16 protein-coding genes are annotated in these 18,238 nt (G+C 63.3%); 12 read left to right on the plus strand and 4 right to left on the minus strand.

Features of this window, described 5'->3' with window-relative positions; all coding sequences use genetic code 11:
- The first annotated feature begins 71 nt into the window (after positions 1-71).
- The 7 genes from BE0216_RS11595 to BE0216_RS11625 all read left to right on the plus strand — a co-directional run bounded on the left by BE0216_RS11595 (position 72) and on the right by BE0216_RS11625 (position 10,058).
- On the plus strand, positions 72-929 hold the full coding sequence (locus BE0216_RS11595; protein WP_094637085.1) for a DUF3710 domain-containing protein: 858 nt from the start codon (positions 72-74) through the stop codon (positions 927-929).
- Positions 930-1,094: 165 nt separating this feature from the next.
- Positions 1,095-1,823 (plus strand): DUF3159 domain-containing protein, encoded by a 729-nt coding sequence (locus BE0216_RS11600; protein ID WP_094637194.1) that lies wholly within the window; start codon positions 1,095-1,097, stop codon positions 1,821-1,823.
- Between the two features lie 63 nt (positions 1,824-1,886).
- Positions 1,887-3,146 (plus strand): class I SAM-dependent RNA methyltransferase, encoded by a 1,260-nt coding sequence (locus BE0216_RS11605; RefSeq protein WP_094637086.1) that lies wholly within the window; start codon positions 1,887-1,889, stop codon positions 3,144-3,146.
- Between the two features lie 2 nt (positions 3,147-3,148).
- Positions 3,149-3,736, plus strand: a complete 588-nt coding sequence (locus BE0216_RS11610) for a hypothetical protein (protein ID WP_094637087.1) — start codon at positions 3,149-3,151, stop codon at positions 3,734-3,736.
- Positions 3,737-3,803: 67 nt separating this feature from the next.
- Entirely contained in the window at positions 3,804-6,362 is a 2,559-nt protein-coding gene (locus tag BE0216_RS11615) for an HAD-IC family P-type ATPase (protein ID WP_094637088.1), read from the plus strand.
- Positions 6,363-6,456: 94 nt separating this feature from the next.
- On the plus strand, positions 6,457-9,165 hold the full coding sequence (acnA, locus tag BE0216_RS11620) for an aconitate hydratase AcnA (protein ID WP_094637089.1): 2,709 nt from the start codon (positions 6,457-6,459) through the stop codon (positions 9,163-9,165).
- 224 nt (positions 9,166-9,389) lie between these two features.
- Positions 9,390-10,058 (plus strand): sugar O-acetyltransferase, encoded by a 669-nt coding sequence (locus tag BE0216_RS11625; RefSeq protein WP_094637090.1) that lies wholly within the window; start codon positions 9,390-9,392, stop codon positions 10,056-10,058.
- Here the strand turns inward: BE0216_RS11625 and BE0216_RS11630 are convergent.
- Positions 10,010-11,032: an AraC family transcriptional regulator gene (locus BE0216_RS11630; protein WP_226805794.1), complete on the minus strand. Its 1,023-nt coding sequence runs from the start codon at positions 11,030-11,032 to the stop codon at positions 10,010-10,012. The two genes, BE0216_RS11625 and BE0216_RS11630, sit on opposite strands and share 49 nt — an antisense overlap.
- 137 nt (positions 11,033-11,169) lie before the next feature.
- Here BE0216_RS11630 and BE0216_RS11635 point away from each other — a divergent pair, with 137 nt between their 5' ends.
- A complete protein-coding gene (locus BE0216_RS11635) occupies positions 11,170-12,537 on the plus strand; it encodes an MATE family efflux transporter (RefSeq protein WP_094637196.1) in 1,368 nt (455 codons plus the stop codon).
- Between the two features lie 50 nt (positions 12,538-12,587).
- Here the strand turns inward: BE0216_RS11635 and BE0216_RS11640 are convergent, their stop codons facing one another.
- On the minus strand, positions 12,588-13,244 hold the full coding sequence (locus BE0216_RS11640) for a hypothetical protein (protein ID WP_143249314.1): 657 nt from the start codon (positions 13,242-13,244) through the stop codon (positions 12,588-12,590).
- A 589-nt stretch (positions 13,245-13,833) separates the two neighbouring features.
- On the opposite strand from BE0216_RS11640, the gene BE0216_RS11645 reads away from it, so the two are divergent.
- Positions 13,834-15,084: an MFS transporter gene (locus tag BE0216_RS11645; protein WP_094637092.1), complete on the plus strand. Its 1,251-nt coding sequence runs from the start codon at positions 13,834-13,836 to the stop codon at positions 15,082-15,084.
- Positions 15,085-15,216: 132 nt separating this feature from the next.
- Here BE0216_RS11645 and BE0216_RS11650 read toward each other — a convergent pair whose 3' ends face one another.
- The gene (locus tag BE0216_RS11650; RefSeq protein WP_226805795.1) at positions 15,217-16,239 is read right to left on the minus strand and encodes a formate/nitrite transporter family protein; all 1,023 of its coding nucleotides are present in this window, start codon (positions 16,237-16,239) and stop codon (positions 15,217-15,219) included.
- Positions 16,240-16,322: 83 nt separating this feature from the next.
- On the opposite strand from BE0216_RS11650, the gene BE0216_RS11655 reads away from it, so the two are divergent.
- The 3 genes from BE0216_RS11655 to BE0216_RS11665 all read left to right on the plus strand — a co-directional run bounded on the left by BE0216_RS11655 (position 16,323) and on the right by BE0216_RS11665 (position 17,505).
- The gene (locus BE0216_RS11655; protein ID WP_094637093.1) at positions 16,323-16,505 is read left to right on the plus strand and encodes a hypothetical protein; all 183 of its coding nucleotides are present in this window, start codon (positions 16,323-16,325) and stop codon (positions 16,503-16,505) included.
- Positions 16,506-16,568: 63 nt separating this feature from the next.
- Positions 16,569-17,183 carry an isochorismatase family protein gene (locus BE0216_RS11660; protein WP_094637094.1) on the plus strand — a complete coding sequence of 205 codons (615 nt, stop codon included), beginning with the start codon at positions 16,569-16,571 and terminating at the stop codon, positions 17,181-17,183.
- Positions 17,158-17,505 (plus strand): nucleotidyltransferase family protein, encoded by a 348-nt coding sequence (locus BE0216_RS11665; protein ID WP_158217222.1) that lies wholly within the window; start codon positions 17,158-17,160, stop codon positions 17,503-17,505. Before BE0216_RS11660 ends, BE0216_RS11665 begins: the two co-directional genes overlap by 26 nt.
- A gap of 44 nt (positions 17,506-17,549) precedes the next feature.
- Here BE0216_RS11665 and BE0216_RS11670 read toward each other — a convergent pair whose 3' ends face one another.
- Positions 17,550-18,236 (minus strand): response regulator transcription factor, encoded by a 687-nt coding sequence (locus BE0216_RS11670; protein ID WP_169714273.1) that lies wholly within the window; start codon positions 18,234-18,236, stop codon positions 17,550-17,552.
- Between the last annotated feature and the right edge of the window lie 2 nt (positions 18,237-18,238).

An 18,238-nucleotide genomic window follows, 5' to 3' on the forward strand; every position in this document is an offset into this window, starting at 1 on the left:
GGTGTTTCCAAGCGTAAGTGCTAGGCTTGTCACGGTTGCACCACACCGCCCTACTGAAACAAGGATAACCAATGGGACTGTTTGGATTCGGCAAGAAGAAGGCCAAGGATGACGCGGTCGTCGACGATGAGGTGAAGGCCGACGACGAACTGGCCGAGAACACCGAACCCGACGACGGCGAATCGGTCGACGGCATCGTCGTGCTGCCCGAGCCCTCCGCGTCCTACGAGGGCCGCGGCGAGACCCAAGGCCCGTGGGACGTGAACGACGAGGACGTGCCCGACTACGACGACTACCTCGATCTGGGCGCCTACTATCTGCCGTTCCTCAAGGGCATCGAACTGCGCATCAAGGCCAACCGCTCCTCGAAGCAGATCCTCGGCGCCACCATCACCTACGGCTCCTCCAGCTTGGAGATCGAAGCCTTCGCCGCGCCCAAGAGCATGGGATTGTGGGACGAGGTTCGTGCCGACCTTCTGGAGGCCAACTCCACCGCCAGCGAGGCGGAGGGCGTGTTCGGCACCGAACTGAAGCTTCCCGTCCACGTCAAGGGCGGACGCACCGTCACCACCCGCATCGTCGGCGTGGACGGCCCGCGTTGGATGCTTCGCGGCATCTTCTCCGGCAAGGCCGCCGTCGACGCTGACGCCGACGAAACCGAGGCCCTGAACCGTTTCTTCGCCGACATCGTGGTGGAACGCGGCGAGGAGCCGCTCGCCCCGCGCGATCTCATCCCCATGCATCCGCCCGTCTCTCCGGCCGAACGCAAGGCCGCCAAAGCCAAGGCCGAAGGCGAGGAAGGCGAGAACGCGGACGGCAAGCATCTCAAGAACATCCCCGACCAGCCCAAGGGCCCGTTCGACCAGGACCAGCAGACCGAAGTGAAAACCACCCTGTCCCGCGGCCCGATGTTCTCTGAGGTGCGCTGACCCGTCTTTCCAAAGGAAAGACACAAGGTCAGCGCACGCGAGGAGCGTGACAGCCCAGTGGGCTGTCATGTGACGGAGCCATCCTTATATCGAACCGAACGCCGCACGCGAGGAGCGTGACAGCCCAGTGGGCTGTCACGTGACGGAGCCATCCTTATGACAACCATGAATTCTGAACCTAAGAAACGCACCGGCTTGGGCGCGTTGGCGAGCGCCGACGCCGACGAGGATTTCTCCGTTCTCGACGCGATCGGCGGTCCCCGCGGCGTCGTGGAGTCGATGCTGCCGGGATTCGTGTTCGTCGTGCTCTTCGTGGCGACCTCCGACCTGAACCTCACGATCGGCGTCTCCGCGGCTCTGGCCGTGGTGCAGGTGATCGTCCGTCTGATCCAACGCCAGTCCGTGATGGGCGCGGTCAGCGGCATGGTCGCGGTGGGCATCTGCCTGATTTGGGCGTGGCGCACGCATGAGGCGCGCGACTACTATATGTTCGGCTTTCTCACCAATGCGGTGTACGCCGTGCTGTTGGCGGCGTCGCTGATCGCCCGGGTGCCGGGACTGGGGCTTGTGGTCGAATTCATCCGCCAGCTGCCCACCGAGCATTTCCGCGCATGGTTCCACGACTGGATGGATGATGCCGCGCTCAAACGCGCGTATATGATCGTCACCGCCCTGTGGATGGGACTGTTCGTCGCGCGGCTGGCGGTGCAGGTGCCGTTGTATCTGACGAATAACGTGGCGCTGCTGGGCACCGCCCGACTGCTGATGGGCATTCCCTTCTGGGCGTTGGCCATCTGGGTGTCCTATCTCATCATCGCCACACCCTTGCATCGGCACAACGCCAAGGCCTCGGCGTCCCCACCCGCCGCCGATGAGCCCGAGACCTCCGACTGACCACCACGACAAGACGTTTCCGTCGCATACGCATCTGCGGCGGAGCGCTGAGAGGGAAACCCTATGGAAGCCGAAATCCGAATCGAACGATACGCCGACCAAGGCCGTTGCGTCGGCCATATCGACGGACGCGTGGTCTTCGTGCGCTTCGCCCTGCCCGGCGAACTGGTGCGGGTGAAACTCGACGAGCCCTGCGACCGTGACGAGCGGTTCTGGACCGGCGAGGTCGTCGACGTGATCGAAGCCAGCAAGGACCGCGTCGATCCGGTCTGGCCTTTGGCTGGACCGTTGGCGATGGGCGGCGGCTGCGGCGGCGCGGATCTGGTGCATGTGGGTCTGGAAGGGCAGCTCACGTGGAAGGCCGTCACCGTGTCCGAGCAGATGAGCCGTCTTGGGCATGTGGAGGTGGCGGTGCCCATCGAACGCGCGGAAGGCGACGAGGAGCTGGGCGGACTGCATTGGCGCACCCGCATCGAAATGATCTCCGACGAGAACGGCATGCCCTCGATGCGCCGGCGGGGCACGCATGTGCGCGTGCCGCTGGACACCATGCCGTTGGCCACTAAAACGCTGCTCGACGTGGCCGAATCAGAGCATGTGTGGAACGGCGGCTACGAGCCGGGCGCACAGATTCGTATTTCGGTGCCCGAGCCGCGTATGGAGAACGCCGTGGTTGGCTCGAACTACGCCGTGCTCGTCGACGGCGAACCGGTGGCCGGCTCGCGCACGCTCACCGAAATCGCCCGCATCGACGGGCATGACTTCGCCTACGAGGTCGATGCCAACGGCTTCTGGCAGGTGCACCGCCAAGCGCCGGTGGCGCTCGCCAATCATGTGATCGATCTGGTCAAGCGGGAGTTGGATGGCGCGGCCGCCGCCTGCCTGTGGGATCTGTACTCCGGTTCCGGCCTGTTCACCCTTCCGCTGGCCACGCGCGTCGCCGAACGCACGCGCGTGCTCAGCGTCGAAGGCTCGAAAACCGCGGTGAAGCACGCGCAGCGCAATCTGCGGCGTATGGATCTTTCCGATGTCGACGCGCGATGCGGCGACGTGATGGCTACTTTGAACCGGGTCCCCGCGCATCTGGAACATCCGGATGTGGTGGTGCTCGACCCGCCGCGTGCCGGCGCGCGCGCCAAAGTCTGCCGGCAGATCGCCGCGGCCAACCCGCGGGCCATCGTCTACGTGGCCTGCGATCCGGCCAGCCTCGCCCGCGACACCGCGACCCTGATCGAGCAGGGCTACCGTCTGGTGGATATCCGCGCCTACGACATCTATCCGATGACGCACCATGTCGAAACCGTCGCCCTGTTCCGCAGGTGAGTATGCGTGCCATAGCAGCAATCAGACGAATCCTCGGAACGTCGGCGTGCGTGGCCGCGGCGCTGTCGTTGGCCGCCTGCGTGCCTCCGAACGCCGCGGTCGGCGACGCCAAGGAAATTCAGCCTCGAGTGGAGCATGACGCGAACCGGCGGGCCGACACCAAAGCCGGACTGGTCGGCAGCGGCGACATCGCCACGGACCGGCTGGTGCTGGACGCGTTGGATACGGGCGGCATCGCCACCGCGTACGCCTCCGTGGAATCCGTGAACGACACCACCCAGACCGCGCAGAGCGCCGTGCTCGATATGGTCGCCCGTGCGGTCGACGTGGTGGTGGTCAGCGGTCTGGCCGTCACCGACGAGACGGCGCAATCATGGGACGAGGTCTTGGGCCAGGCCCGCGAGGCCGGCATCCCCGTGGCCCTGCTCAACCCCCAGCAGCCGCCCGCCGACGAAACCCTGTACGCGGTCTCGTGGAAGGTCAACGACCGCGCCGCGGACGCCACGCCCATCGACGAGGCGCTGATGACCATCGTGCGCGACGATCCGCACGAACGCGAACTGATGGTCACCACCAATCTCGAACAGTGATGCCCTATCATGCGAATCCGCCCATAGGCTGATAGCTGAGACGCCTGACACACGCTAGGCTGGAGTCATGAGCGCAAGTCTTTCCATGCCCCAGACGGACCAGAGCGGCCTGAGCGCGGCCGAAGTCGCCTCCCGCGTCGAATCGGGACAGTCGAACAAGGTGAAGACCTCCACCTCACGGTCGGTGCTCGACATCGTGCGGGCCAACGTGTTCACGCTGTTCAACGGCATCATCCTCACCGCGATGGTGCTGGTGCTGATCACCGGATCGTGGAGGGACGCGGTGTTCGGCTTCGTCATCATCGTCAACACGGGCATCGGCATCGTCACCGAGCTCAAGGCCAAACGCACCCTCGACAGGCTTTCGATTCTGGTGGCCTCCGATTTTCTGGTCCGCCGCGACGGGCGGGACGTCGAAGTGCCGCACGATGAGATCGTGCTCGACGACCTCATGTGGATCCGCTCGGGCGAACAGGTGCCGGCCGACGCCGAAATCATACGGACCTGGGGGCTCGAACTCGACGAATCGATGCTCACCGGCGAATCGCGCACCGTACGCAAATCGGAAGGCGAGCAGGTCTATTCCGGCTCCACCGCGGTCTCCGGCCTGGCGCTCGCGCGCGTGAACGCGGTCGGCGAACACTCCTACGCGGCCACGCTCACCGCGCAGGCGAAGGTGTACAAGAAAACCGTCTCCGACCTCAACAAGGGCATCAACACCATCCTGAAATTCATGACCTTCCTGGTGGTGCCGCTGTGCGTGCTGCTGGTCTGGTCGCAGATCGGCACCGTCGGCGGTTGGCAGACGGCGCTCGCCACCGGAGAATGGCGTCAGGCCGTCGTCTCCGCGGTGGCCGGTGTGGTCGGCATGATCCCCGAGGGATTGGTGCTGCTCACCTCGCTGAACTTCGCGGTGGCCGCCATGCGCCTGGCCTACAAGAACACGCTGGTGCAGGAGTTGGAGTCGGTGGAGACGCTCGCGCGCGTCGACTGCCTGAACCTCGACAAAACCGGCACCATCACCGACGGCGGCATCGCCTTCTCCGAACTCGTCATGCTGGGCGATCGCGCCGAAACGGATAAGCGGGCGGCCATGCAGGCGCTCTACGATCTGGCCAACGAGCAAAACCCGAACGGCACCGGACAGGCCGTGCTGGCCGGGCTGGGGGAGCGGGGCTACACGGCCGGCGAGGTCGCCGAACGCATCCCGTTCTCCTCGGAGCGCAAATGGAGCGCCATCGTCAGATCCTTCGACTCCGCCTCCGGCTCCGCTCAGGATGACGCGCGGGGCGGCGCAGCCTCCGCCTCCTCCGTCATCTTGAGCGGAGGGCGCAGCCCGGAGTCGAAAGATCTCACCTGGACCATGGGCGCGCCCGAGGTGCTGCTCTCCGCGTTGGACGGCGACCACGGCGACATCCTCGCCCAAGTCAACGGGTATGCCGACGACGGCAACCGCGTGCTGCTTATCGTACGCTCCGATTCGGCCGTCCCCGCCGACTTCGGGGAGGATCCGCGCCTCGACCCCGCCGGCGTGCCCGTCGCGCTGGTGCTGTGCTCCGAACGCGTCCGCCCCGATGCCGCCGAAACGCTTGCATGGTTCCGCGAGCAGGGCGTGCGATGCCGGGTGATCTCCGGCGACAATCCGGTCACGGTCGGCGCGATCGCCCGCAAGGTGCGCCTTACCGGAGAACGCGAACCGGTCGCCATGGACGCGCGCGAACTGCCCTCCGACACCGCCGAACTCGCCCGCGTGCTCGAGAACGTCGACGTGCTCGGCCGCGTGCTGCCCGACCAGAAGAAAGCCATCGTCGAGGCGCTGCACCTGCAGAACCACGTCGTGGCGATGACCGGTGACGGCGTTAACGATTCGCTGGCGCTCAAAGAGGCCGATCTCGGCATCGCCATGGGCAACGCCGCCCCCGCCACCAAAGCCGTGGCCCAAGTGGTGCTCGTCGACTCCAAATTCTCCCATCTGCCCGACGTGGTGGCGCGCGGCCGTCAGGTGATGGCCAATATGGAACGCGTCGCCGGACTGTTCCTCGTCAAAACCGTGTACTCCGCGCTGATCTCGCTCGGCGTGGTGCTCACGGCGATTCCATATCCCTATCTGCCCCGGCATGTCACCTATGTGGGGGCGCTGACCATCGGCATGCCCGCGTTCATCCTCGCGCTCGCGCCGAACACGCGCCGCTACATTCCCGGCTTCCTCAAACGCGTCGTGCATTTCGCCCTGCCGGGAGGCGTGGCCACCGGCCTGTCGGTGCTGTGCGCGGCGTGGTTCCTGCCTCCCATCATGGGATGGGACATCGTCAACTCCGACGCCGATCTGGCGGCCCTGCGATCCACCAGCGCGATCATCCTGTTCTTGATGGGCGTGTTCGTGCTCGCCCGGGTGGCGCAGCCGCTCAACAGTTGGCGAGGGATTCTGGTCGCGTTCTTCGCCGCGGCCGGCGTGATCGGCATGTTCATCCCCTTCGTGGCGAGCTTCTTCGCCCTGCATCTGCCCACCGGCAGCACGTTGGTCGCCACGCTGCTCGCGATGGTGGGCGCGGCCATCATCTTCTTCCTCTGCCTGTTCGTCGCCCCGCATGTGGCCAGACTGGTGCCGAGGCAGTATCTCACATAACAAGCCGACACGCCAGAGGGTCGGTAACGTTCTTGTACCATCCGAAGCGGATAATCAACAGCATCACAGCCGTTATTTGAAGCTCGGAGGAAGCATGTCCGTTCGCGACGACCAGCTGTCGACTTTGAAGGTCGCAGGCAAGGAATTCGACTACTACCGCATCGACGACCTGCCTGGCGTCGACCACCTGCCCTACTCGCTGAAGGTGCTCGTCGAGAACCTCGTGCGCAACATCGACGGGGCCAACATCACCGACGAGCATGTCAAGGCGCTGCTCGATTGGGATCCGGGCGCCGAGCCGAGCCACGAGATCCAGTTCACCCCCTCTCGCGTGGTGATGCAGGACTTCACCGGCGTGCCCTGCGTCGTGGATCTGGCCACCATGCGCGACGCCGTGTCCGCCCTCGGCGGCGACCCGGACGTGATCAACCCGCAGGTGCAGGCCGACATGGTCATCGACCACTCCGTGCAGATCGACAAGTACGGCGTGGCCGACGCGCTCGAACAGAACATGGACATCGAATACCAGCGCAACGGCGAACGCTACCAGTTCCTGCGCTGGGGTCAGCAGGCGTTCAAGAACTTCCGCGTCGTGCCGCCGGGAACCGGCATCATCCACCAGGTCAACATCGAATACCTGGCCTCCGTGGTCATGTCCAAGGACTCCGGCCTGAACGACGGCCGCAAGCTCGCCTACCTCGACTCCTGCGTGGGCACCGACTCGCACACCACCACCGTCAACGGCCTGGGCGTGCTCGGCTGGGGTGTGGGCGGCATCGAAGCCGAGGCCGCCATGCTCGGCCAGCCGATCTCCATGCTCGTGCCGCGCGTCGTGGGATTCAAACTCACCGGATCCATTCCCGAGGGCGTCACCGCCACCGACGTGGTGCTCACCATCACCGACATGCTGCGCCAGCACGGTGTGGTCGGCAAGTTCGTGGAGTTCTACGGCGAGGGCATCGCCTCCGTGCCTCTGGCCAACCGCGCAACCATCGGCAACATGGGCCCCGAATTCGGCTCCACCTGCGGCATCTTCCCGATCGACGACGTCACGCTCGACTACCTGCGCTTGACCGGCCGCTCCGAAGAGCAGGTCGCGCTCGTCGAGGCCTACGCCAAGGCCAACAAGCTGTGGGGCGACACCACGGCGGAAGGATATGTGGAGCCTCGGTATTCCGAATACCTGGAGCTCGATCTGGGCGACGTGGTGCCGTCCATCGCCGGACCCAAGCGTCCGCAGGACCGCATCGTGCTCGCCGAATCCAAAGCCAAGTTCGAAGAGACCCTGCCCGCCTACACCACCGAACGCACAGTGAACGATCCGGTCGCCGTCTCCACCGACTTCCGCGGCGACTTCGACGTGAAGAACGGCGACGTGGCCATCGCCTCCATCACCTCCTGCACCAACACCTCCAATCCCTCCGTGATGATCGCCGCCGGTCTGATCGCCCGCAACGCGGTCGCCAAGGGACTTGAGCCCAAGCCTTGGGTCAAAACCTCGCTGGCCCCCGGCTCCCAGGTCGTGGCCGACTATCTGAAGCAGGCCGGCCTGCAGGACGATCTCGACACGCTCGGCTACCAGCTCGTCGGCTTCGGCTGCGCCACCTGCATCGGCAACTCCGGCCCGCTGCTGCCCGAAATCTCCAAGGCCATCAACGAGAACGACCTGACCGTCACCGCCGTGCTCTCCGGCAACCGCAACTTCGAAGGCCGCATCAGCCCGGACGTCAAGATGAACTATCTGGCATCCCCGCCGCTGGTCATCGCCTACGCGCTCGCCGGCACGATGGATTTCGACTTCGAAACCCAGCCGTTGGGCCAGGACAAGGACGGCAACGACGTGTTCCTCAAGGACATCTGGCCCTCCAACGCCGAGGTCGAGCAGGTCGTGGCCGACACGGTCAGCCGTGAGATGTTCGTCGCGGACTACGCCTCCGTATTCGACGGTGACGAGCGTTGGCGCGGCCTCGACGTGCCCGAAGGCGAGCTCTTCGCCTGGGACGACGCCTCCACCTACGTGCGCAAGCAGACCTTCTTCGACGGCATGAGCGCCCAGCCCGAGCCGGTGGCCGACATCCACGGCGCGCGCGTGCTCGCCCTGCTCGGCGACTCCGTCACCACCGACCACATCTCCCCGGCCGGCGCGTTCAAGGCGGAAAGCCCCGCCGGACGCTACCTGACCGAGCGTGGCGTGGAGCAGAAGAACTTCAACTCCTACGGTTCCCGTCGCGGCAACCATGAGATCATGGTGCGCGGCACCTTCGGCAACATCCGCCTGAGGAACCAATTGCTCGCCTCGGTGGGCGAGGAGGTCACGCCCGGCGGCTTCACCTACGACTTCCTCGACGGCAAGCCGACCACGATCTTCGAGGCCGCGCAGCACTACATCGCCAACGAGGTTCCGCTGGTCGTGCTCGCCGGCAAGGAGTATGGCACCGGCTCCTCGCGCGACTGGGCCGCTAAGGGCACGGTGATGCTCGGCGTCAAGGCCGTGATCACCGAAAGCTTCGAGCGCATCCACCGCTCCAACCTGATCGGCATGGGCGTGCTGCCGCTGCAGTTCCCCGCCGGGGAGAGCTACGCCTCCCTCGGCCTGGACGGCACGGAAACCTATGACATCGCCGGCGTGGAGGAGCTCAACAGCGGCGTGACCCCGAAGACGGTTCATGTCACCGCCACACGTACGGACGGCTCCGTGGTCGAATTCGACGCCGTGGTGCGCATCGACACACCCGGCGAGGCCGACTACTACCGCAACGGCGGCATCCTGCAGTACGTGCTGCGCAACCTCATGCGTCAGTAAGCGACGCGCGGGCATACGGCGGATAGACGTGGGGCCGTGGCTTCTTCAGGAGCCACGGCCCCACGCCTGTTGTTATGACAGTGAACGCGGTAGATAATGCAAGTAATGAGGCGGATAGTGCAACTGTTGACCGTTGCGGCGGGGGATTGTGCTAGGTAGAGTTGTGTGAGTCGACATACGTAAAACGATTGACATTCAACCGGCAAAGGAGCGTACAACAAGCCATGACCACGCAATCGACCCCCGGATACGCCAGCCAACGCGAACGCATGCTCGCCGGCGAACTCTATGTCGCCGACGATCCGCAGCTGCAGGAGTTGAACATGCGCAAGCGTCGTCTGGTGCACGCCATCAACACGAGCGGTTATGACGCTTTCGACGAGCGCAAAGCCCTGTTCACGGAGCTGTTCGGCTCATACGGCGAAGGCGCGTTCATCGAACCGCCGTTCAACTGCGACTATGGTTGCAACATCAGCGTCGGCAGGAACTTCTACGCCAATATGGACTGCATCTTCCTCGACGTGGCCCCGATCACCATCGGAGACCGCGTGTTCTTCGGCCCGCGCGTCAACCTGCTCACCCCGTACCATCCAATCGACGCCGCCGTGCGCTCGTCCGGACCCGAAGGCGCGCTGCCCATCACCATCGGCGACGACGTGTGGTTCGGCGGCAACGTGACCGTCTGCCCGGGCGTCACCATCGGCAACGACGTGGTGGTCGGAGCCGGTTCGGTGGTCGTCAAGGACATCCCCTCGCACAGTGTGGCCGTGGGCAACCCCTGCCGGGTCGTGCGCGAGATCGGCGACGCGGACCGCGAGTATTGGGAGCGCAAGGCCGCCGAATATCACGCATGGAAGGCCACCATCACGCCTTCCGACGCGTCGGCGGCCTGATCGTCAAGGGATTGCCGACGGTATTGCGACGGCGTGGCATCCATAACGGTGCGGAACGTGCGTGTGAAGAAACTGACTGAGGCGAATCCCGTCCGCGACGCGATGACGTTCACCGGCAGCGCGGTGGTCGTCAGCAGGCGCGCGGCGGCCCGGACCCGCACGTCGGTGACGAATTCGATCGGCGTGAGATCCAGATAACGGCGGAATACCGTCGTGCAGGCGGTGCGACCAAGCGAGCCAGCCTCGGCGATCTGGGCCAAGGTGATGGGTTGGTCGTAGTGGCCATGCACGAATTCGACCATGGCGCTCAACGCGGCCAGATGCGGGTGCGCGCCGTCCATCGGCCGTGCCGTCTGGGATAGAGCCAACACGTCCCTGACCAGCGCGTAGAAACCGCTGGCCACGGTCAGCGGCGACAGTTCGTCGGCGTACACGCGGCTTTTCAGCAGCTGATCCAACGTCGCCAAAATCCGTCGTCCCTCCTCGCGCCCCTCCTCGATCACCAGATACGGTAGTCGTCGGTTCTCCATCAACGGTGCGATATACCGTTGCGTGAGTTGCGGCAGAACGCCGAAACGCAGCGGATTGAGCAACGTGCAGGCGAACTCGCAGTCCCGGCCGTCCAAATCGAATCCGTAATGCAGCTGGCGTGAATTGACGAAGATGCCCTGCCCCTCATCGAGACGCACGACGTCGCCGTTGACGAAGAACCGCATGCTTCCCCGGATCACATGCAGGAATTCGAAATCGACATGCCAATGACATTCGGCGCGCATATGCGGATACTGGCTGAGCAGCGAATGTTCGGTGAACGAGAAGAACATCGGACCGTCATACCGCACCACCTCGGCACCGGTGGGCAGACGGCCGGCGGGCGCGACCGGAATCAACGGCAATGCAGCGGCGACGTCTCCTCCATCGGTTTGGGTCGCGGATTCCTTGTTCTGCGGCGAACTGTCGGTCGGGTGGTCCATCAGATTTGCCTTCGGTAGATAATCCAATTCTTCAACAGTGCTTTCCTATCGTATCCGAAGCACTACGTACGTTTCTTCTATTGGGAGGGGTCTGTGTGATGTCTGATCCGCAATCCGCCGCCGGCGCGACGGTGGCGATGCCGCGACGGGAGTTTCTCACGCACGTGTTCACGTTGGCGCTGCCCATCGCTTTTCAACAGTTCATGCTGGCGCTGTCGTCATGCGCGGACGGACTCATGCTCGGCGGCGTCGGACAGAACGAACTATCCGCCGTCTCGCTCGCCACCCAGTTCCAATTCATCTTCAATCTCATCCTCGCCGCGTTGATCCTCGGCATGAGCATGCTGGTGGCGCAGTATTGGGGCGCGCGGGACAGGGGAGCGGTGGAACGCGTGTTCGGTTTCGTGGTGCGGTATGCGGGACTGGTGGCCGCACTGTTCGCCGCGGCGACGCTGCTCGCGCCGGAACTCCTGATGTCGCTGATGACCAACGACGCCACACTGGTCGCGCTCGGAGCGCGGTACCTGCGCGTCTCCTCGGTCTCCTACCTGTTCATCGGCATATCGCAGATGGCCATCTGTCTGCTGAAGAACATCGGCGCGGCCGCGGCCAGCATGATGATTAGCACCGTGGGCGTCATCATCCATGTGGCGCTCAATCTGCCGCTGATCTACGGTATGGGTGGATGTCCCGCGCTGGGCGTCGAAGGCGCCGCGGTCAGCACGGTCATCTCCCGAGGCATCGAATTGGCATGGTCGCTGCTGCTGATCCGGCGGATCGGCGTGGTCCGGTTGCGTTGGCGGCATATCGCACGGCCGGACGCGGCGTTGCGCAAGGATTTCTGGCGGTACACCATCGTGCTGTTGGGCAATGAGCTCGTATGGGGCTGCGGCTTCACCATGTACACCGTGATCATGGGTCATTTGGGTGCCGACGCCGTGGCCGCGAACGCGATCGCCAACATCGTCAAGGACCTGCTGGTGTGCATGTGCAGTGGTATGGGCAACGCCGGCAGCATCATGGTCGGCAATATGCTCGGACGCAACGATTTCGCCGGAGCGAGGCTCGCCGGCCGGCGCTTTTGCCTGCTGTCCGCGATCGTCGGCGTGCTGACGGGGCTGGCGATCCTCGCCATCCGTCCGCTGGTGCTGGAACTGGCTTCGCTGACTCCACAGGCCCACGACTACCTATCGGTGATGCTGCTGGTGTGCGCGTACTACGCGGCCTGCAAGTCGATGACGGGACTGACCATCGGCGGCATCTTTCCCGCAGGCGGGGATGTGCGCTTCGGTCTGGCCTGCGACTCCATCGTGATGTGGGTGATCGTCGTGCCCATCGGCCTGCTGGCCGCGTTCGTCTGGCATCTGCCGGTGATATGGGTGTATGTGCTGCTCAGCACCGACGAATGCATCAAGATGATCCCCGCCCTACTGCACTACCGTCGCCATCGCTGGCTGCGCAACGTCACACGCTCGGCCCCGCGCTCGTCGGATGCCGTGGAATAGGGTATGGCGGTGGGCGATGGAGGATGCCGGGATGCGACCGTCTGCGCCGTTCAGCGCCATAGGAAGCCGAGGATGTAGGCCAAGGCGGCCAGCGCCAGTGCGATGGATTTGATGATCTCCCGCCATCGGAACGGCTCTTCGAAGCTCTGTGCCTGAGGACGTGGCGAAAGCTCGTGTTCCGGCGCGTGCTTCGCCAGTTGTTGGATCTGCTGCTCCCGGTCCTTGTTCGCCCGATGCACGCCGCGCAGATCGGCGAGCTCCTTGTCTTTCATCGCCTGATGCGTGGTGGGGATCGCATTGTTCAGGAATCCGAGGAACGGCGCGAGAATCAGGCCGAACTGTCCGACCATCGTCAGTCCGTGCATACCCATCTGCACCAGCATCAGGGTCGCGCCGGCGCATCCGAGCACGAACTCGATGCTGGGCAGGACAAGCATCGCCAGCACGGTCCAAAAGCCGCGCATCAGCTCCGTCCATAGAATCACGATGGAGATTAAGGTGATGATCACCGTCGAAGAGAAGGTGCAGAAGTTCAGCACCAGCGTGTGGTCGCCGTCCTCGCTGAGCCCTTCGATCAGCACGAATGCGGTGCCGGCCACTGTGACGATGATCTGCAAGGCCACCAGCCACCGGCATACCGTATCGCCCAGTTCTCGCCTCTTATGCGTATGGTCCGTATGATCTGCATGGTCCGCATGATGTTCCATGCGGTTCATCATAGCCGTGAGGGCGACGATGGGTGACGGCGTGGACGATTGAACAGAAGGTGCCCATTCATCCACGCTGGCAAGGTGCTGAGCGTGAACGAACGGTTGGCTGCTGACGGACTGTCCACACTGACGGGGTTCTCAGTGTGGGCGGATGGTTGGTTGCTGACGGATCGTCCACGATGACGATTGGTAGCGTGGATGGATTGTCGGTGTATGTCGGATCGTCCACGTTGACGGGGTGCTGAGTGTGGATGGATGGGTAGTAGCTGACGGATCGTCCACGCTGATGGCCATCAGCGTGGATGGATTGCCGGTTTATGTCGAAATGTCCACGCTGGCAAGGTCCTCAACGTGGGCGGATGGGCGGCAACTGACAGATTGTCCACGCTGGCAAGGTCCTCCGCGTGGACGAATGGGCAGTAAGCGCCGGATCATCCTCGTTGATGGGATGTTCCGTGCCGCCCGGATATGCTATTTCGCCCATCCGCGCCGTTGAAATGGGAGGTTGCGATATCCCATGCATCCGTTTGGGCCGCCTATCGAGATGCCGAAAGCGTTTAAAAAAAAACGAGGTAACGTGACCCGTATGGTTACGAAGGGAAACTTGCTCTGGGGAAGCGCGGCATACCGGTTGTGGTTCGTGTCCGATACGTCCGACGTGTGCGCGGTCAGTCTGCGGACTCTCGTGGTTCCTCTGTTGGCGTTGCAACTGTCCGGCTCCCAGTTCGTGGCCGGAGTGATCGTCGCGATCGAATCCACGATCATGATGGTGCTGCTCCCGTTCGGAGGCACTTTGGCCGATCGTTGGAATCGGCGGCATATGATGATCGCATTGGGAGTTTTGGGCGCGGGCCTATCCATCGCGGCGACGGTATGCCTTGTGGCTGAACGGCTGAACACATGGTCGTTTGCCTTGATCATCGCATTGTTCGCCGTGGTCAACGGATTGTTGGGAACGTCGAATGATGCGATTTTGAAGTCCATCGTTCCCATGGAGAACTTCGCCAAAGCCCAGGCCATTCGCGAAGGACGTGAGGCATGCGTGGAGCTTTCCGGCGGAGCCGTCGCGGGATTCCTCTACAAGCTGACGCAATGGTGCCCTTTTCTGGTTTCGGCGGTGTTGTATCTGACCAGTGCCGTCACTGCGCTGGCCCTTCCGCAATCTACGGGGACGCGGCATAGGCATGCCGATACCGCGACGAATGAGGCCTCTTTTCTGAAACAGTTCGCCGAAGGTTGGGTTTGGGCCATGTCGCAACGTGTGTTCTTGGCCGCGATGGTTATGGGAGCTGCGGTCAACGTCGCCTGCGTCGGCGTCGTTGTGGGATTGCAGATCACGCTTGCCGATCAGGGCGTCGATCCCGTGCTGATCGGAGTGGTGAGCACGGTGAGCGGCGTGGGTGCCCTGATCGGTTCCGCGCTGTCTGGACGTCTGGTGGACGGCGTGCCGACCGGAAAGCTCATTATCGGCGCGTTATCGCTGTTCACGATCAGTCTCGTTCTATTGCTGGTGTCGACGGCCTATCCCGTGGTGCTGGTCAGCCAAGGGATGGCCGGACTTGCGTTCCCCGCGTTGAACGCCGCCCTGTTGGGATTCATCTACGGCAAGACGCCTGAAGATCTGCAGGGTCGCGCTTCGGCGGTGTTCGAGACCACGGTCGGTCTGTTGGGCGCGTTGACCCCTGCTCTGGCCGGATATCTGCTGCAGACGAGGGGCGGATTCTTCTCGGTGGCGGCGCTTGCGTTGGCCTGCGCGATCGTCGGTCTTGCGATTGCGGTGTGTTCGCCGATTCGCGGCATCCCCAAGCCGGAACTCTGGGGCAACATCATGTTGTGACTGGATGGTGGTGCGTCGCTTCGGCTACGATGTGAGTGCGTCCGCCGACCTCACCATGCCGGTCAACGTTGAATTTGTGCGCTTCGACCGTCGCTTGCCTAGACCGTTGTTCAGACGACGGCATCTTCGATCTCAGGCTTTGCCGGAGGTCGGCTGGTGGGCGTCGATGCCATGCAGGGCGGAACGGTGATATGCGGCGGGAACTCCGGCGGACGTATGCGGATGGTCGTTCATCACCGCGAAATTCAATCCGATCAGCAGGCCTCCGCCTACAAAATTGCCGAGCAGGATCACTGTGACGGTCAGCACTTCCATCAACGGATCGCCGACGCCCTGCACCCCCGTGATGAGAAACAGCACGGAATCCGCGATGGAATGTTCGAATCCGAGGAATGCGAACACGAACACCGCCACCACCATGATCACGCATTTGGTGAAATCATTGGTGAGTTTGCCGTTGTACACCATCAGCATGCCGATGTTGATGCAGAAGTTGCAAAGGATCGCCCGCACGAACAGATCGGCCACCCCGAACGCGCCGTCGTGCAGATAGCCGGTTTTCAGTTGAACCGCGGCGACCATCTGATCGAATACGGCACCATCTATGATGGTTGAGAACCGCAGCAATATGGCGATGACCAATCCGCCGATGAGATTGCCCGTGAGACATAAGGCCAGAATGCGCAGCGAGTGCGCCCAGTTGATGCGGTGATGGTAGGCACCGATGGACACGATCATCATATTCGATGTCAGCAGTTCCGAATTGGTGTAGAAGATCAACACCAGCGCCCATCCGAAGGTGAGGGATGCCAGCACCTTGCCGAGTATGGGGAATCCCGCCGGCGCGCCCTCGACGCGGAATGCGGCGACGATGGCGAAATAGGTGGTGAAGAAGATGCCGACGAACAGGCCGGCCATGATGGCGCGCTGCATGTATTTGCCGGCCATCTTGCCGGTCATGGTCTTCTTGGAATCCAAGGCGTCCAGCACGGTGCTGACGAACGTGCGGCCCGGGAACAACGGATCCATAGGCTGCGGGGCGGCGAAGGGCGTGCCGTTGGATGGCGGCGAAGGCGTGTCGCCCAACGTGGTCGCGTAATCGTTCGGCATGCCGCCGATGTCCGCTGGATGCTGTGGGGTGGGGTGATCTTCCATACGTTCAGTGTGTCATGCCGTGCGACCCTATACGATGCGGAATGCTATGAGTTTGCTCACATAACGCGGTTATGGTGCCGAATATGGGTGAATATGCCATGCAAACGAGCTTGAATCCGGTCGCCATGGATATGACAGGCGCGGGAACCCTCATCCAGGTGGCGGCGCTTGCGTTGGCCTGCGCGATCGTCGGTCTTGCGATCGCGGTGTGTTCACCGATCCGCGGCATCCCCAAGCCGGAACTTTGGGACCGTGTTACCTTGTGACCGGCTGACGATGCTCGCATATGCGCCCGTGAGTATGATTGGGCGTGAATGAAGGAGGCCGATATGGTACGCAAGGCATTGATCGTGGTGGATGTGCAGCCGACCTTTTGCGAGGGCGGCGAGCTTGGCGTGGAAGGCGGCGACGCGGTGGCCGAGCGCATCGCCGCGTACATGACGGCGCATCGCGACGAATACGCGTATATCGCCACCACGCAGGATTGGCATATCGAACCGGGGGAGCATTGGTCCGACCAGCCGGACTTCGTGGACACCTGGCCGGTCCACGGCAAAGCGGGCACGCCGAATGCCGAACTGCATCCGGCCGTCAAGGCGCTGGATATCGAACACCACTTCAAGAAAGGCCAGTATTCCGCGGCCTATTCAGGTTTCGAAGGCATCGAAGACAACACCGACCGCATCCAGACGCGTGACGAGGTCGCCGCCGAAGCCGAGGCGGGCAGGACGCTCGCCACCGCGCTCGCCGATGCCGACGTGACCCAGGTGGACGTGGTCGGCATCGCCGAATCGCATTGCGTCAAGGAGACCGCGCTCGACGCGCAACGCCTCGGCTACGATGTGCGCGTCTTCACCGACCTCACCGTGCCTGTCAGCGCCGAACTCGGCCAGGCCGCCCGCGAGGAGATGTCCAGCAATGACATCGAACTCGTACATTCATAGCCGTGATGATGAGCTGGAGACGATTCGGACAATCGTCTCTCAGATCGCTCGACAGTATGGGCTTGCCGAGATGTATCTCTACGGCTCCATGGCTCGAGGCGATGCCGATTCTGACTCCGATATCGACCTGATGTACCGTTACAAGAAGGATAGACAAAGACAACTGCCGAACATTATGACGATGAAGGAGACGCTGGAGCGTATGTTGGGACGCGAAGTGTCGCTGCTGTCCCTGGATTCGCTCGAAAAACACGCTTTGACCAGTCGTGCGAGCAGACGGTTCTATGAAGGTGCCAAAACCGACATGATTAGGCTGGCGTGAGGAGGCGTGTTGGTCGGAAAACTGCTATAGCGAGGGGCATTCACTCATAGACGGGCGGGGATGTCGGCGCGTTCGACCAGACGCGCCATCTGCACGCGGCCCATGCTCAACTTGTCGGAGGCCGACGAGAGGTGGGCTTTGGCGGTGCGCTCGGAGATGAACATGCGGGAGGCGATTTCGGCGTTGGTGTAGCCCTCCGCGGCAAGCACCACAGCCTCGCGCTCGCGTGCGGGCAGCGTATCCAACAGGGCACGTGCCTCATCGCGGCGCGACTGCGGCCGCTGCGCCGTCAGATCGCCGATCAGCTGCCGTTGGCTGGCGATGTTGAACTGGGGCGTTCCCTCGCATACGCCCAACACACGTCGGATGATCTCCTCCGGAGCGTCGGTTTTCGACACGAATCCCTCCGCGCCCGCCTCGATCGCCCGTTCGACCGTGTTGGATGGGCTGAGCGACGTCAGAATCAGCACATGCGGCGCGGGGGAGAGAGATCGCAGCATGCGGGTCGCATCGATGCCGTCCATACCGGGCATGGCGATGTCCATCAGCACCACGTCGGGATGTTCGTCGCGAGCCCGCTCCACCGCGGCCGTCCCGTCGGTGGACGTGGACACCACATGGATGCGCCCTGAGGAATAGTCGGTAAGAATCAGACTCATCGCCTGGCAGATCATCGGATCGTCGTCGATGACACTGACGCGTATGGGATCGCCTTGCTGCACTTCGCTCACAA

Origin of the sequence: Bifidobacterium eulemuris (assembly GCF_014898155.1) — a bacterium.
Classification (GTDB): Bacteria; Actinomycetota; Actinomycetes; order Actinomycetales; family Bifidobacteriaceae; genus Bifidobacterium; species Bifidobacterium eulemuris.